The sequence below is a fragment of the Streptosporangium sp. NPDC053982 genome (genome assembly GCF_055585205.1).
The window spans coordinates 266,104-281,238 of sequence record NZ_JBVJKQ010000014.1; the positions used below are offsets into that span (position 1 = coordinate 266,104).

General features: G+C 73.2%; 11 protein-coding genes. 8 read left to right on the plus strand and 3 right to left on the minus strand.

The window, feature by feature from the left end:
* The first annotated feature begins 21 nt into the window (after positions 1-21).
* Together ACZ6W9_RS26445 and ACZ6W9_RS26450 are read left to right on the plus strand one after the other, a co-directional pair.
* Positions 22-2,082, plus strand: a complete 2,061-nt coding sequence (locus ACZ6W9_RS26445) for an APC family permease (protein WP_470120173.1) — start codon at positions 22-24, stop codon at positions 2,080-2,082.
* Positions 2,083-2,154: 72 nt separating this feature from the next.
* Positions 2,155-3,408 carry a class I SAM-dependent RNA methyltransferase gene (locus ACZ6W9_RS26450; RefSeq protein ID WP_389960420.1) on the plus strand — a complete coding sequence of 418 codons (1,254 nt, stop codon included), beginning with the start codon at positions 2,155-2,157 and terminating at the stop codon, positions 3,406-3,408.
* Positions 3,409-3,503: 95 nt separating this feature from the next.
* Here ACZ6W9_RS26450 and ACZ6W9_RS26455 read toward each other — a convergent pair whose 3' ends face one another.
* Positions 3,504-5,117, minus strand: a complete 1,614-nt coding sequence (locus ACZ6W9_RS26455) for an alpha/beta hydrolase (RefSeq protein WP_470120175.1) — start codon at positions 5,115-5,117, stop codon at positions 3,504-3,506.
* Positions 5,118-5,268: 151 nt separating this feature from the next.
* A complete protein-coding gene (locus tag ACZ6W9_RS26460; RefSeq protein WP_389960424.1) occupies positions 5,269-5,916 on the minus strand; it encodes a hypothetical protein in 648 nt (215 codons plus the stop codon).
* A gap of 130 nt (positions 5,917-6,046) precedes the next feature.
* Between ACZ6W9_RS26460 and ACZ6W9_RS26465 the strand changes: the two genes are divergently transcribed.
* From ACZ6W9_RS26465 to ACZ6W9_RS26475, 3 genes are all read left to right on the plus strand, one after another.
* Positions 6,047-6,658 (plus strand): TetR/AcrR family transcriptional regulator, encoded by a 612-nt coding sequence (locus ACZ6W9_RS26465; RefSeq protein WP_389960426.1) that lies wholly within the window; start codon positions 6,047-6,049, stop codon positions 6,656-6,658.
* Between the two features lie 199 nt (positions 6,659-6,857).
* Positions 6,858-8,009 (plus strand): inorganic phosphate transporter, encoded by a 1,152-nt coding sequence (locus tag ACZ6W9_RS26470; RefSeq protein ID WP_470120178.1) that lies wholly within the window; start codon positions 6,858-6,860, stop codon positions 8,007-8,009.
* Positions 8,006-8,209: a hypothetical protein gene (locus tag ACZ6W9_RS26475; protein ID WP_389960430.1), complete on the plus strand. Its 204-nt coding sequence runs from the start codon at positions 8,006-8,008 to the stop codon at positions 8,207-8,209. The genes ACZ6W9_RS26470 and ACZ6W9_RS26475 overlap by 4 nt, the downstream gene beginning before the upstream one ends.
* Before the next feature lie 3 nt (positions 8,210-8,212).
* Here the strand turns inward: ACZ6W9_RS26475 and ACZ6W9_RS26480 are convergent, their stop codons facing one another.
* Entirely contained in the window at positions 8,213-9,367 is a 1,155-nt protein-coding gene (locus tag ACZ6W9_RS26480; RefSeq protein ID WP_389960432.1) for a glycoside hydrolase family 18 protein, read from the minus strand.
* 148 nt (positions 9,368-9,515) lie between these two features.
* Here ACZ6W9_RS26480 and ACZ6W9_RS26485 point away from each other — a divergent pair, with 148 nt between their 5' ends.
* From ACZ6W9_RS26485 to ACZ6W9_RS26495, 3 genes are all read left to right on the plus strand, one after another.
* On the plus strand, positions 9,516-10,439 hold the full coding sequence (locus tag ACZ6W9_RS26485; RefSeq protein WP_389960434.1) for an LLM class F420-dependent oxidoreductase: 924 nt from the start codon (positions 9,516-9,518) through the stop codon (positions 10,437-10,439).
* 186 nt (positions 10,440-10,625) lie between these two features.
* Positions 10,626-12,281 (plus strand): 3' terminal RNA ribose 2'-O-methyltransferase Hen1, encoded by a 1,656-nt coding sequence (locus tag ACZ6W9_RS26490; protein ID WP_470120181.1) that lies wholly within the window; start codon positions 10,626-10,628, stop codon positions 12,279-12,281.
* Between the two features lie 5 nt (positions 12,282-12,286).
* A complete protein-coding gene (locus ACZ6W9_RS26495; RefSeq protein WP_470120182.1) occupies positions 12,287-14,947 on the plus strand; it encodes a polynucleotide kinase-phosphatase in 2,661 nt (886 codons plus the stop codon).
* The last annotated feature ends 188 nt before the right edge of the window (positions 14,948-15,135 follow it).

Consider the following 15,135-nt stretch of genomic DNA (forward strand, 5'->3'; position numbering starts at 1 on the left):
CAGCGGCTAGCATCGGCAGACGTGTCAAAGGTGACGGACCTCGTCAAGCGCCTTTTCATCGGGCGCGCGCTGCGCAGTACGCAGCTGCATGAGCAATTGCTCCCCAAGCGTATCGCGCTGCCGGTTTTCGCCAGTGACGCCCTCTCCTCGGTCGCCTACGCGCCCCAGGAGATCCTCGTCATCCTGTCGATCGCCGGCGTCTCCTTCTACGGGTTCGCCCCCTGGGTCGCCGCCGCGGTGGTCGTGGTGATGCTGACGGTCGTCGCCTCCTACCGGCAGAACGTGCACGCCTACCCCAGCGGCGGCGGCGACTACGAGGTGGCCACCGTCAACCTCGGGCAGAACGCCGGCCTCACCGTGGCCAGCGCGCTCATGGTCGACTACATCCTCACCGTCGCGGTGTCGGTGGCCAACGGTGTCGACTACGTGGGCGCGACGATCCCCTACGTCGCCGAGCACAAGCCGCAGATCGCGATCCTCATCGTCGTGCTGCTGACGATCGTCAACCTCCGCGGCATCCGCGAGTCCGGGGCGGCCTTCGCCGTTCCCACCTACACCTTCATGTTCGCCGTCATCGGCCTGGTCTTCTGGGGCGGCTTCCGGCTGCTGGTCCTTGGCGACGAGCTGCGCGCGCCCACGGCCGGCTACCAGATCGTCGGCGAGCAGTCGAACCTCGCGGGCCTGGCGGCGGTGTTCCTGATCCTGCGGGCGTTCTCCTCCGGCTGCGCCGCCCTCACCGGCGTGGAGGCGATCAGCAACGGCGTGCCCGCCTTCCGCAAGCCCAAGAGCAAGAACGCCGCGACCACGCTGCTGATGATGGGCCTGATCGCGATCACCATGTTCGTCGGCATCATCACGCTCGGTCTGGCCTCCGGCGTCAAGCTCGCCGACCCCGCCACCGCCGCGACCAGCGTGCTCATCGACGGCCGGCCCGCCGGGCCCGGCTACAACCAGCCGCCGATCATCGCCCAGGTCGCCGAGGCGGTGTTCGGCAACGGGTCGGTGTTCTTCGTCGTCATCGCCGCCGTCACCGCGCTGATCCTGTTCCTGGCGGCCAACACCGCCTTCAACGGCTTCCCGGTGCTCGGCGCCATCCTGGCCCAGGACCGCTTCCTGCCCCGCCAGCTGCACAACCGGGGCGACCGGCTCGCCTTCTCCAACGGCATCGTCATCCTGGCGGCCGGGGCGTGCCTGCTGCTGTGGGGGTTCCAGGCCGACGTCAGCCGCCTGCTCAACCTCTACATCGTCGGCGTCTTCGTCTCCTTCACCCTCAGCCAGACCGGCATGGTGCGGCACTGGACCCGCCACCTCCGGACCGAGGAGGACCCGTCGGCGCGCGCCCGGATGCGCCGCTCCCGGGTGATCAATTTCTTCGGCGGCATCATGACCGGCCTGGTGCTGGTGGTGGTGCTGCTGACCAAGTTCACCCACGGCGCCTGGATCGTCTGCGTGACCATGCCCGTGCTGTTCCTGATGATGAAGGCCATCCGCCGCCACTACGACAACGTCTCCCAGGAGCTGGCCGTCGCCGAGGGCACACAGGTGGACGAGTCGATGCTGCCGGCGCGCAACCACGCCGTCGTCCTGGTCTCCAAGATCCACAAGCCGACCCTGCGGGCCCTCTCCTACGCCCGCGCCACCCGGCCCTCGACCCTGGAGGCCGTGACCGTGGGCGTGGACGGCGAGGACGCCAGGGCGCTGCAGGAGGAGTGGGAGCGGCGGGGCATCGCCGTACCGCTGAAGACCCTCGACTCGCCCTACCGCGAGATCACCCGGCCGATCCTGGAGTACGTCAAGTCGCTGCGCCGCCGCTCGCCGCGTGACGTGGTGACCGTCTACATCCCCGAGTACGTGGTCGGTCACTGGTGGGAGCACCTGCTGCACAACCAGAGCGCGCTGCGGCTCAAGGGCCGCCTGCTGTTCCAGCCCGGCGTGATGGTCACCAGCGTGCCCTGGCAGCTGCACTCCGCCGACCGCCTCAAGGTCCGCCGCGCCCAGCGGGCCGCCGCCATGGCCGTCCGCCGTCCCTGGCCGGGGGATGTGCCGCAGGGAATGGATCGCGGCCCGGACACCAAGGCATAACCTTTCGTATGCGTCGTATGCGCTCCGGACCGCGGGGAGGCTCGACAAGGATTCTTTGGGGGCTAACGGACCATGGCGATCGAACTGACGGTGGGGCCCGTCGCGCACGGCGGCTGGTGCGTCGCCCGCCATGACGGCCGGGTGGTCTTCGTCCGCCACGCCCTGCCCGGCGAGCGCGTCATGGCCGAGGTGACCGAGGAGACCACCCGGTTCCTGCGCGCCGACGCGGTGGAGATCCTCCAGCCGTCGCCCGACCGGGTGACCCCGCCGTGCCCCTTCGCCGGGCCCGGCCTCTGCGGCGGCTGCGACTGGCAGCACGCCTCCCTCGATGCCCAGCGCCTCCTCAAGACCGAGGTCGTCGCCGAGCAGCTGCGCCGCCTGGCCGGGATCGAGTGGAAAGGCGTCGTCGAGGAGGTCCCCGGCGCCCCCGACGGGCTCGGCTGGCGCACCCGCGTGCAGTTCGCCGTCGACCGCGACGGCGTCCCGGGCCTGCGCCGCCACCGCTCCCACGACGTCCAGCCGGTGGACCTCTGCCTGATCGCCCACCCCGAGGTGGAGAACGTCGGCGTCGAGGTGATGAACTGGCGCAACGCCGCCGCGGTGGAGGTCATCGCCTCCGGCACCGGCGACCAGGCCGTGGTGATCACCCCTCGGCCGCGCCGTACGGTGGCCGTGCCCGACCTCGACCGGAGCGTCGCCGTCCTCGTCGACGAGGGCAAGGGCCGCACCCGCGCGGTCCACGGCCGCGGCCACGTCGTCGAACGGGTCGGCGACCGGGACTTCCAGGTCACCGGTAGCGGATTCTGGCAGATCCACCCCGGCGCCGCCGCCGCGCTGCGGGACGCGGTCATGGAGTTCGCCGCCCCGCGGCCGGGGGAGTCGGCCCTGGACCTCTACTGCGGGGTCGGCCTCTTCGCCGCCGCGCTCGCCGAGGCGGTCGGCGAGGAGGGCGCCGTGTTCGGCGTCGAGTCCGACGCCGCCGCCGTGCGCGACGCTCAGCGCAACCTCCGCGACCTGTCCCAGGCCCGGTTCGCCCGAGGCCGTGTGGAGGACGCCCTCGACCGGTTCGGCATCGAGAGCGCCGACGTCGTCGTCGTCGACCCGCCCCGGGCCGGCCTCGGCCGCGACGTCGTCCGGCGTGTGGCGGGCCTCGACGCGAGTCGCGTCGTCTACGTCTCCTGCGACCCGGCCACCCTCGCCCGCGACCTCGCCTGGTTCGCCGACCACCACTACACCCTCGCGGACCTGCGCGCCTTCGACGCCTTCCCGATGACCCACCACGTGGAGTGCGTCGCCATCCTCAAACCCGCCGGAAAGCGCGGCTGAGCGAGGTCTCCGGCCGCCCGACGGATGGCGGCGACCTCCGCCTTCACTCGCCCGACGGTCATGCCGTGCGTACGCGGGTGAAGACCGGTTGTGACTCAGCGGTTCGGGAAGACGAGAGGGCGGGTGGTGGCGGGCTTGTCCGTCTTGCATACGGCGCCGTCGGCGGGGTGGGCGCCGTTGATGAGGGCGGCGTCGACCGCGCTGTTGACACACGAGTTGGCGCCGTAGGAGCCGTGTCCGACTCCTTCGCGCGTGAGCAGGACCGCGGAGTCCAGAGTCCGGGTCATGTTCTCGGCCCAATGGTGGGGGGTGACGGGGTCCAGCCGGCCCGCGACCACCAGTGCCGGCGGCGTACCGGTGCCTGTGAGCGGCCTGGTGACGCGGTCCTTGTTCGGCGCGGGCCACCGAGCGCAGTTCAGGGCGGAGTAGGCGGCCCGGGTCCCGATCCGCTTCGCCTCGGTGACGGCCTTGGCGGCCGCGGCCTTGTGGGCGGCGACGCCGGCCGGGGTCCGCCAGTCGGCGCAGCGTACCGCGGTGTGGGCTTCGAACATCTCGGTGGGGACAGGGAAGGGGGATACCGTGACGGCGCTCCACAGGGTGTACAGGGGTGCGCCGTTGCCGTCCTGCGCGGCCAGCAGCGCCGAGGTCAGCAACGGCCAGGTGTGCTGGTCGCCGGCCAGGGCTCGGGTGGCCTCAAGAGCCATGGCGCCGTCGAGTTCACCGCCCGGGGTGGCGCCCCTGACGGGTGCGATCTTCAGCGGCTTCGCTTCCAGTCTGCCGATCAGTGTGTCGAACGCCGCCTGCGGGTCTCCCGCTCCGAACGGGCACACCGCGGTCCCTTCGGTGCGGCAGGTCTCGAACCAGGCGTTGAGCGTCCGTTCGCTCGCCACGGCGACCTCATTGAGGAAGGTGAGGGAGTCGCCGAACCACAGGTTGGTGTCGATGGGTGCGTCGAGCACCATCTGGCGGACGCGGTGAGGGAACAGGGTGGCGTACATCGGGCCGACCACGGTGCCGTAGGACAAGCCGTAATACGTGATCTCGCGCTCGCCGAGCGCGGAGCGAACCCGGTCGATGTCGCGGGCCACGTTGTCGCTGGACATGCCTGCCAGGAATTTCTTGCTCTGGTGTCTGGCGCAGCCGCCGGTGAACGCGGCGGCATCGGTCAGCAGCCGCGGCAGGGGTCTGCCCCCGGGGACGGCCGGGTCGAAGGCGGTTCCGGCGGCGTCGGCTCGCTGCTTGTCGGTCAGGCAGCGAACGGCCTGCGATCCGCCGACGCCGCGCGGGTCCATCGCGATGATGTCGAATCTGGCGAGCACCGCGGGTGAGAAGGCGCCGGGAGTGCCGGCTGTTCTGGGTAGATTACGCAGCGTTTCGGTGGCGGGGACCCCGGGCCCGCCCGGGTTGAAGAACAGGCTGCCGATGCGGTGGCCGGGATCGGTGGCCCGGTGCCGCATGACCGCGAGCGGGATCTGCGCGCCATGAGGCTCGGTGTATTCCTGCGGCACCTTGATCGTGGCGCATTCGAGGTTCTTCCCGCACGTGCTCCATGTGAGCCGGTCCGGGGACGGGACGACGGAGGCCGGTGCGCCCGCTGCGGACGTGCTGCGCGGCCCCGAGGCGCCAGACGAGCACCCGGTCAGGACCATGAGGGTTGCGGCGAACGCCGCCCCGTACCAGGCGGCGGGCCTTGGCCTCGACCGAATCATGATGATCTTCCTTTCGCCGTGCTCGTGTCATTCCATGCGGCCGGGCCATGCCGGCCGCGCAAGGGGCCGGCCGGAGAGGGCCGACGTGGTCGTGCCTTCCTCGCTTCGGGGGGGTCAGTGGCCGGCCGTGTCGAGCAGAGACTTCGGGGGGTCAGTGACCGGCCGCGTCGAGCAGGGAGGAGTACCGCAGGCGGAGCGCGCGCTCCATGCTCGCCAGGACGGCCCCGCCCCCCAGAACGAGGTTCAGCCAGATCGGCAGGTGTATCGGTGATTCGAACGTTCCGACCCGTTGCATGACGGGAGGAATGTGAGAGAGGGGTTCAGCGAGCTGTAACAGGTTCAGGCCCACACCGATGAGGAGCAGCAAAACCGATCCGATGCCGATCGCCCGGCTCAGTCCCGGATGGCGGGCGCCGAAGCGCGCCCGCCGCCCCTCCGCCGAGGCCGGGTCGGGCGTGAGCTGACGCGGCTGTCCGCCCGAGGGGCGGTAGTGGCAGCGCCTTATGCCGTAGTTGCTCATCGCCACCTCGATGACGCCCCCGTCGACAGGGAAGACCGCGGGCAGTTTCGACTCGGCCACGTGCCTGCCGTCCAGGAACAGATGCGCCCGGACCTTGCTGTCGTCCAACCGCGCCCAGTGCCGTACGTCGACGGCGTGCAGGCGGGCGTGCCCGCCGGCGCCGGGGAGTCGTAGCCAGAACAGGGAGCGCAGGGGGAGTTGCCACCAGCGGAACGGCTGCAGTTCCCTGCCGTCTCCCGGCTTGAGGCGCTTCGATGCCGCCCACTGCTTCCACATCATGCTCCGCCCCTCCTGCGCGCATCGGCCGCAACGGCACTAGTACAGCGTGTTGGTGAAGACGCTAGCACACTGTACTAGTACGGCGTGCTAGTAGGCTGAGGGGGCTGGAAGAAGCGAAGGAGCGCGGGGCATGGAAACACGCGAGAAGATCCTCCGGGCCGCTGCAGAGATGATCGCCGAGGATGTGGCGGCGAAGCTGAGCGTGCGAGCGGTCGCCGCGCGTGCGGGGGTGAGCACCGGCTCGCTGAGGTTCCACTTCCCCACCCAGCGCGCCCTGCAGGACAGCCTGCTCGCGCGGATCTACGAAGACCTGCTGCCCGACGACCCGATCCGGGACCGGACACTGCCGCCCCGCGAACGGCTTCTGAACTGCCTGCGGCAGGTCCTCGCACCGCTCGGCACCAACGAGGACGCGCGAGCCGCATGGGGCGCGATGTATCGAGCCTTCATCGAACCCACGCCGACCGAACCGGTACGCGCCGCATACCTCGGCCATGAGCGGGCGGCGGAGCGCCGGGTCGAACACTGGCTGCAGGTGCTCGCCGAGGAAGGCGCACTGCCCCCGGGAGACCACACCCGCAACGTCAGGTTCCTTCTCACCGTCCTCAACGGGCTCTCGGTCGAACGCGCCCTGCCCACCCGCGAATCCGTCCTCATCGCCGAGACCGAGACCCTCAACGCCGCCGTCGACCACGTCCTCTCCACCGGCCCCGCACCGTCCGCCGGGCAGACTCGGCCGTGAACCGAACCGACCACCCCTCTGCACCGGCTCCCCCCGCCAGGTAGGGGCGCGAGAACACGGTGAGACGTGCACTCCCTTGTGGATCGCCCTCCTCGGCGAGGCCGAGGCCACCGCCGCCCGTCGCCGCTTCCCGGAGAACGGCGGGTGAATTTCTTCGCCGCGCCGGATTGGCGCGGGCCCTCAGGGTCAGAGGCGGTGCATGGACGCCAATACCGTGCTCCTCGCCGTCGTCGTCGCCACGGCGCTGTCATTCGACTTCACCAACGGGTTCCACGACACCGCCAACGCCATGGCGACCTCGATCGCCACCGGCGCGCTGCCGCCCAAAGCGGCGGTGGCGTTGTCCGCCGTCCTCAACTTCGTCGGCGCCTTCCTGTCGCTGAAGGTCGCCGCCACGATCGCCACCGGTATCGTCGAGAGCGGTGCCATCACCCTCACCGTGGTCTTCGCCGGGCTGGTCGGCGGGTTCGCCTGGAACCTCCTGACCTGGTACTACGGCATCCCCTCCAGTTCCTCGCACGCCCTGATCGGTGGCGTGGTCGGTGCCACCCTGATCGCGGCCGGCACCTCGGCGATCAAGGTTGCCGAGGTCGTGTCGAAGGTGCTCGTCCCCGCGGTGCTCGCCCCGCTGACCGCGATCCTGGTGGCCACCGTCGGCACCTGCCTGGTGTACAGGCTGACCCGCAACGTGCCGGAAGAGCTGCGCGGACGTTGGTACCGGTACGGCCAGATCGGCTCGGCCTCCCTGGTCTCCCTCGCGCACGGCACCAACGACGCGCAGAAGACCATGGGCGTCATCACCCTGGCGATGATCGCCAACGGCACCCTCGCCGTGAACGCGGCCACACCGTTCTGGGTCGTCGCGGCGTGCGCCGTCGCGATCGCCCTCGGCACCTATCTCGGCGGCTGGCGGGTCATCCGTACCCTCGGCAAGGGCCTGACCGAGATCGAGACACCGCAGGGGTTCGCGGCCGAGGGCTCCTCGGCCGCCGTCATCTTCGTCTCCTCCCACTTCGGTTTCCCCCTGTCGACCACGCATGTGTGCACCGGCTCGGTCATCGGCTCCGGACTGGGCAAACGGCTGGCCGAGGTCCGCTGGGGTCTCGCGGGCACGATGCTCGCCGCCTGGCTGGTCACCCTGCCCGCCGCGGCCGTGGTCGGCGCGCTGTCGTGGTTCGCGGCCACGCGGATCGGTGGAGCCACCGGCGTGGCGGTCGTCTTCGCCGTCGCGTTGCTGCTGGGCGGCGCGCTCTACGCCGCCTCGCGGCGCCGCCCGGTGCACGCCGGCAACGTCAACGACGACTGGCGGGGCGGCATCACCCCCGCCCGCACCCCGGAGACCGTGTCGTGAACGACTATTTCGGCCTGGACACCCTGTGGAAGGTCGTCGTGTTCGCCCTGGTGGCGGGCGCGGGGCTGGTGTCGGTCTTCTCGCTCGCCCTGGTGGGCCTGGCCACCGGACGTCCGGCCGGGCGGGCAGGCGCCGCTCTGTGCTTCCTGCTGGTGGCCGGGGGCGTCGTCCTGGGTCTGTACGTGATGCTGAGGAAGTGAGCCTCACCTCGCCCGGTCGGGGCCGCCGGCCAGGAGGCGGGCGCCGCCGGGGCCGGGGGCGGGCTCCCGGACCGACAGCCAGGCCAGGCCGTTGCGGACGGTGAAGCCGGTCAGCGTGCGGGTCTCGGCGGCGGTGAGCCCCCGCGGGCCGGTCAGGACCGGCGACAGGGCGATCCGGTCCCAGGAGGTCGGACGGCCGAGGGCCCGCGCGACCTGCGGCTGGGCCGCCCGGACCGCCGCGGCGACCGCGCCCAGACGGGCGCGCCCGGTGGGGGCGCGGTCGAGCGGGACCAGGAGGTCGACGGCGCCGATCTCCACCCCGGCCAGCCGGGTGGACCTGAGCATCGCCCGGTCACCCGGGGCCAGACCCGCCACGGTGGCCTCCAGCGCGAAGCCCACCGTGAGGGGACGGCCGCGCGCGGCCGCCTCGCGCTGGAGGACCGCGATCGCCCGGGCGCGGCGCAGCACGGTCTCCGGGCCGTCCGGGCCGTTCAAGCCGGAAGAGCCGGACGGCTCGAAGGCGGCGTAGGAGGCCCCGAGCGCGCCGACCGCCCGGCGGTAGGCGGCGGCGAGCCGGCCCGGGTCGGCGCAGGCGGCGGCCGGCTCGCGACCCGCGGGACCGCCGAAGACGACGCCCACCTCGCCGCCGGCCGCGCGCAGCGGGCCGAGGCGGGCGGCGATCCCGCCGGCCCGCCCGGGAAGGCCCGCCCACCCGGTGGCGCAGCCGTCGCCGGCGGCCACCAGGTGACCGAGGACGACCCACCGGGCGCGCTCACGCCCGGTCATGCCGTACGGGGCGAGGGACGGGCCGCGGGCGACGTCGGCGAAGGGCACGAAGCCGGACGGACGGCCGGTCGACGGCTCCGTCCGGGCCGCTCCGGGTCCCGGGCGCGGGGGAGAGTCCGGCCCGGACGAGGCGGGGGAGGGCGGGCCGGAGGGGACCGGGCGGGACGAGGCCCCGCCGCGGGCCGGGCCGTCCGGGCCGGGACCGCCCGCCCAGGGCCGGTTCACCGGCCCGGACGGCAGCAGCCACACCGCGACGCCGGTCCCGGCCAGGAGCGCGGCCGACGCCAGCGCGGTCAGCGGCCGGGGCAGGGTGCCCGGCCCGACCGGCCCGCCGGGGCCACGGCCGGCGGAGCGGTCTGTCGTGACCGGCATGGGGTCCCCCTCCTCGATGCCGCCCGATGGTCGCTCTGCGCACCGGGTCCGCCACCCGGTGCTTTCAAAGCTCGAACGCTAGCAAGGACCCGCCGCGCGGGGCGGACTTTCTGCGGATGCCGTCCGGTGTGCCCGGATAATGGGGGACATGAAGTTGAGGATCTTCACTGAACCGCAGCAGGGCGCCACCTACGAGGAACTGCTGACGGTCGCGCGGACGGCGGAGCGGCTCGGGTTCGACGCCTTCTTCCGGTCGGACCACTATCTGCGGATCACCGAGGGCGACCACGGGCCGGGCTCCAGCGACGCCTGGGTGATGCTCGCCGGCCTGGCCCGGGACACCTCCACGATCCGGCTCGGCACCCTGGTCAGCCCCGCCACCTTCCGGCTGCCCGGCCCGCTGGCGATCAGCGTCGCCCAGGTGGACCAGATGAGCGGCGGCCGGGTCGAGCTGGGGCTGGGGACGGGCTGGTTCGACGCCGAGCACACCGCCTACGGCATCCCGTTCCCGCCGGTCGGCGAGCGGTTCGGCCGGTTCGAGGAGCAGCTGGAGATCATCACAGGGCTGTGGTCCACGCCCCCCGGCGAGACCTTCTCCTTCGAGGGCGCCCACTACCGGCTGGCCGACTCCCCGGCCCTGCCCAAGCCGGCGCAGCGCCCGGGGCCGCCGATCATCATCGGCGGGTTCGGCGCCACGCGGACCCCGCGGCTCGCCGCGCGGTTCGCCGACGAGTACAACCTGCCGTTCCACGATCTCGATGACACCGAGCTGGCGTTCGACCGGGTCAGGAAGGCGTGCGAGGCCGCCGGCCGGGAGTCGATCGTGTTGTCGGCCGCGCAGACCGTGGCGGTCGGGGCCGACGAGGCCGAGGTCGCGCGGCGGGCACGGGCAGCCGGGCACGACCTCGCCGCACTGCGCGCCAACGGACTGGCGGGCACCCCCTCCGAGGTGATCGAGAAGATCGGCAGGTTCGCCGAGCTGGGCGCCGAGCACCTCTATCTGCAGGTCATGGACCTGTCGGACCTAGACCACCTGGAGCTCATCGCCGCCGAGGTGCTCCCGCGGGTCTGACCGCCTCGTCTCCCGCCTGCCCGGCCCCCGCACGGCCGCCGCACCTTTCGCCGAGCCCCGCACCTTTCGCCCCGCCCCGCCCCGCCCCGGACGGCCCCGCGCGGCCGCCGTGCGGGGCCGGCCGCCCGGTGCCGGGGCCGGTTAATCCATGGTCCGGATCGCCGGGTATGAGGCAGACTGTCGCGGGTGCTGATCACGATCTCCACCACCGCCCGGCCCGCGACGGACCTCGGGTTCCTGCTGCACAAGCACCCCGGCCGGGTCCAGGAGTTCGGCCAGTCGTACGGCGTGGCCCGCGTCTTCTACCCGGAGGCGGACGAGGAGCGCTGCACGGCCGCGCTCATGCTGGACGTCGACCCGGTCCGCCTGGTCCGCTCGCGCGGCCGGTCCACGCCCGACTACGCCCTGGGTCAGTACGTCAACGACCGGCCCTACGCGGCGTCGTCGCTGCTGGCCGTGGCCCTGGGGGACGTGTTCCGCACCGCCCGCGCCGGACGCTGTGCCGCCCGCCCCGAGCTGGCCGCCCGGCCGCTCCCGCTGGAGATCACGCTGCCCGCCCTGCCCTGCCGGGGCGGGGCGGAGGCGGCCCGCCGGTTCTTCGAGCCGCTCGGCTGGACGGTCGAGGCGCGCGCCGTGCCGCTGGACGAGCGGTTCCCCCGGTGGGGCGACTCCCGCTACGTCCGGCTGACGCTACGCGGCGAGCTGCGCCTGGCCGACGCCCTCAACCAGCTCTACGTGCTGCTGCCGGTGCTGGACGACTCGAAGCACTACTGGGTCGCCTCCGACGAGGTCGACAAGCTCATCCGGGCGGGGGAGTCCTGGCTGGCGGCCCACCCTGACCGGAACCTGATCACCCGCCGCTACCTGGGCCGCCGCCGGTCGCTGGAGCGGGCGGCCTTCGCCCGCCTGGCCGAGCTGGGCGACGACGTGGCGGAGGAGCTGGAGCCGCCCGTCGAAGAGGACCCCGGTGACCTCGGCGACCCCGTCGACCTCGCGGAGCCCATCGGCTCCGACGCCGGGACCGCCCCTGTCTCCGCACCCGGAGCGGACCCGGGCGTGCCCGCCGTACGCGACGGGGCCGGCGTGCCGGAGACGTCCGGCACGTCCGGGGAGGAGACCGTACCGGACGCGTCGTCCCGGCGCCCGCTGAACGTCCTGCGCCGGGAGGCGGTGATCGGCGTGCTGGAGGAGCTGGGCGCCCGTACGGTCATCGACCTGGGCTGCGGATCGGGGCAGCTCGTCGGCGCGCTGCTGGAGCGGCCCGCCTTCACCAGGGTCGCCGGTACGGACGTCTCGACGCAGGCCCTGACCGTCGCCGCCAGGCGGCTCTGGCTCGACCGGATGCCGGAGCGGCGCAGGGAGCGGCTGGAGCTGTTCCAGGGGGCGCTGACCTACACCGACGACCGGTTCGCCGGATACGACGCGGCGGTGCTCATGGAGGTCGTCGAGCACGTGGACCCGTCCCGTCTGGACGCGCTGGAGCACGTGGTCTTCGGCGCGGCCCGTCCCCGGCACGTGATCGTGACGACGCCGAACGCCGAGTACAACGTCCGCTACGAGTTCCTCGACGGCATGCGCCACCCCGACCACCGCTTCGAGTGGACCCGCGACGAGTTCCGGGCGTGGGCGCTGGCGGTGGGCGAGCGCAACGGCTACCGGGCGGGGTTCCGGCCGGTCGGTGAGGACGACCCCGAGGTGGGTCCGCCCACCCAGCTGGCGGTGCTCACCCGGGTGGACGGGGCCGCGGAGGGAGACGGGGCGGCGCACGCGGAGGGAACGGCGCCGGCGGATCCGGCGGGCCCGCCGGAACGGGCGGACGAGACGGCGCGGGAAGGGGAGTGACCGGGATGGCCGAGTCCACAGAGAGCACAGAGAGCACCGAGGTCACCGAGGTCACCGAGGCCATCATGGTCTCCGAGCCCACCGTGGCCGCGGAGACCACCGGGACGCCCGGGACCACGGAGACCACCGAGAACACCCGGATCACCGGGAGCGCCGTAGGCACCGAGATCTCCCTGCCGGAGATGTCGCTGGTCGTGCTCGTCGGGATCTCCGGCAGCGGCAAGTCGACCTTCGCCCGCCGCCGGTTCGCACCCACCCAGGTCGTCTCCTCCGACTTCTGCCGCGGCCTGGTGTCCGACGACGAGAACGACCAGGGCGCCAGCGCCGACGCCTTCGACCTGCTGCACCACATCGTCGGCACCCGCCTGCGGCGCGGTCTGCTGACGGTCGTGGACGCCACGAACGTCCAGCGGGAGGCGCGCGGGAGTCTCATCGCGCTCGCCAAGGCCCACGACGTGCTCGCCGACGCGATCGTCCTGGACGTGCCGGAGGCGGTCGCCGCCGGGCGCAACGAGACCAGGCCCGACCGGGACTTCGGGTCCCACGTGATCAGGCGGCAGGCCAAGGACCTGCGCCGGTCGCTGCGGGGTCTCTCCCGCGAGGGGTTCCGCCGGGTCCACGTGCTGCGCGGGGCCGAGGAGATCGAGGCCGCCACGATCGTCACCGAGCGGGCGTGGACCGACCGGCGGGAGCTGACCGGCCCGTTCGACCTCATCGGCGACGTGCACGGCTGCCGCGCCGAGCTGGAGGCGCTGCTGCGCGACCTCGGCTGGGAGATCCGTCCCGACGGCGCCGGGGCGACCCACCCCGAGGGGCGGACGGCGATCTTCCTCGGCGACCTGGTCGACCGCGGGCCGGACACGCCGGGCGTGCTCCGGCTGGTCATGGGCATGGTCGCCGCCGGCACGGCCCTGTGCGTGTCGGGCAACCACGAGCAGAAGCTGGCCCGTGCCCTCGACGGCCGCAAGGTCAGGGTCGCCCACGGCCTCGCGGAGTCGCTGGAGCAGCTCGCGGCCGAGCCGGAGGAGTTCCGCGCCGCCGCGCTGGACTTCATGAAGGGGCTGATCAGCCACTACCGGCTCGACGGCGGCCGGCTCGTCGTCGCGCACGCCGGGCTGAAGGAGGCCTACCACGGCCGCGCCTCGGGACGGGTGCGCTCCTTCGCGCTGTACGGAGACACCACCGGCGAGACCGACGAGTACGGCCTGCCCGTGCGCTACCCGTGGGCGCGGGAGTACCGGGGCCGGGCCATGGTCGTCTACGGCCACACCCCCGTCCCCGAGGCCGAGTGGGTCAACAACACGATCTGCCTGGACACAGGGGTCGTGTTCGGCGGCCGGCTCACCGCGCTGCGCTACCCCGAGAAGGAACTCGTCTCGGTGCCGGCCGGGAGGACGTGGTACGAGCCGGTCCGGCCGCTGGCCGCCCCCGGCCACCGCGACGCCGGCCACCGCGACCGGGGCGCGCTCGCCGCCGCCGACGTCCGGGGCCCCATGCACGTCGAGGTGCGCCACGGCGGAGGCCGTATCAAGGTCCGGGAGGAGAACGCCGCCGCGGCGCTGGAGATCATGAGCCGGTTCGCGGTCGATCCGCGCTGGCTGGTCTACCTGCCGCCGACGATGGCGCCGCCGGAGACCTCCTCCCTGGACGGCTGCCTGGAGCACCCGGCGGAGGCGTTCGCGGAGTTCGCCGCGGCCGGGGTCACCCGCGTCGTCTGCCAGGAGAAGCACATGGGGTCGCGGGCGGTCGCCGTGCTCGCCAGGAACGCCGAGGTGGCCGCGGCGCGGTTCGGGGTCTCCGACGGGAGCGCCGGGGTCGTGCACACCCGCACCGGCCGGTCCTTCTTCAAGGACACCGCCGGGCTGGTGGACCGGCTCCGGCGGGCGTGCGAGCCGCTCATGGACGAGCTGGGCACCGACTGGCTGGTGCTCGACGCGGAGCTGCTGCCCTGGTCGGCGAAGGCCGAGGGGCTGATCCGCGGTCAGTACGCGTCGGTGGGTGCCGCGGCACGCGCGGCGCTGCCCGAGGCGGTCGCCGCGCTGGAGGCGGCGGCCGGGCGCGGGTTGGATGTGGGCGATCTGTTGGACCGCACCCGTCGCCGCCTGGATAACGCTGCCCGATTCCGGGACGCCTATGCGCGATACTGCTGGGAAGTGGACGGACTGGACGGCCTGCGGCTGGCGCCGTTCCAGATCCTGGCCTGCGAGGGCCGCGTCACCGCCCTGGAGCCGCACACCTGGCACCTGGAGACGCTCTCGCGGCTCACCGACCCGCTGATCGCGCCCACCCGGCACGTGTTCGCCGACCTCGCCTCGGACTCCTCCCGGGAGGCGGCCACCGCCTGGTGGTCGGAGCTGACCGCCGCGGGCGGCGAGGGCATGGTGGTCAAGCCGCTGGACGCCCCGGAGGGGAGCCGGACGCAGCCCGGGATCAAGGTGCGCGGCCGGGAGTACCTGCGGATCGTCTACGGCCCCGACTACACCGAGAGCCTCGCGGAACTGCGTCACCGCTTCCTGGGCCGCAAGCGCTCGCTGGCCCTGCGCGAGTACGCCCTGGGGCTGGAGGCGCTCTCCCGGCTGGCCGAGGGCGAGCCGCTGTGGCGGGTCCACGAGCCGGTCTTCGCGGTCCTGGCGCTGGAGTCGGAGCCGGTGGACCCGCGCCTGTAGGTCCGGCCGCGGGGGGCCGCGGGGGGGGGGGGGGGGGGGGGGGGGGGGGGGGGGGGGGGGGGGGGGGGGGGGGGGGGGGGGGGGGGGGGGGGCGCGTCCGGTGTTCGTGTTTCCGGGTCAGGGGTCGCAGTGGGCGGGGATGGCGGTGGGGTTGCTGGATGGGTGTGCGGTGTTCCGGGGGGAGGTGG

Excerpts from the sequence above, each read along its gene's own strand:
- ACZ6W9_RS26460 (WP_389960424.1), bottom strand. The coding sequence starts at position 5,916 with ATGATGTGGAAGCAGTGGGCGGCATCGAAGCGCCTCAAGCCGGGAGAC.
- ACZ6W9_RS26485 (WP_389960434.1), top strand. The coding sequence starts at position 9,516 with ATGAAGTTGAGGATCTTCACTGAACCGCAGCAGGGCGCCACCTACGAG.
- ACZ6W9_RS26495 (WP_470120182.1), top strand. The coding sequence starts at position 12,287 with ATGGCCGAGTCCACAGAGAGCACAGAGAGCACCGAGGTCACCGAGGTC.
- ACZ6W9_RS26465 (WP_389960426.1), top strand. The coding sequence starts at position 6,047 with ATGGAAACACGCGAGAAGATCCTCCGGGCCGCTGCAGAGATGATCGCC.
- ACZ6W9_RS26455 (WP_470120175.1), bottom strand. The coding sequence starts at position 5,117 with ATGATTCGGTCGAGGCCAAGGCCCGCCGCCTGGTACGGGGCGGCGTTC.
- ACZ6W9_RS26450 (WP_389960420.1), top strand. The coding sequence starts at position 2,155 with ATGGCGATCGAACTGACGGTGGGGCCCGTCGCGCACGGCGGCTGGTGC.
- ACZ6W9_RS26470 (WP_470120178.1), top strand. The coding sequence starts at position 6,858 with ATGGACGCCAATACCGTGCTCCTCGCCGTCGTCGTCGCCACGGCGCTG.
- ACZ6W9_RS26480 (WP_389960432.1), bottom strand. The coding sequence starts at position 9,367 with ATGCCGGTCACGACAGACCGCTCCGCCGGCCGTGGCCCCGGCGGGCCG.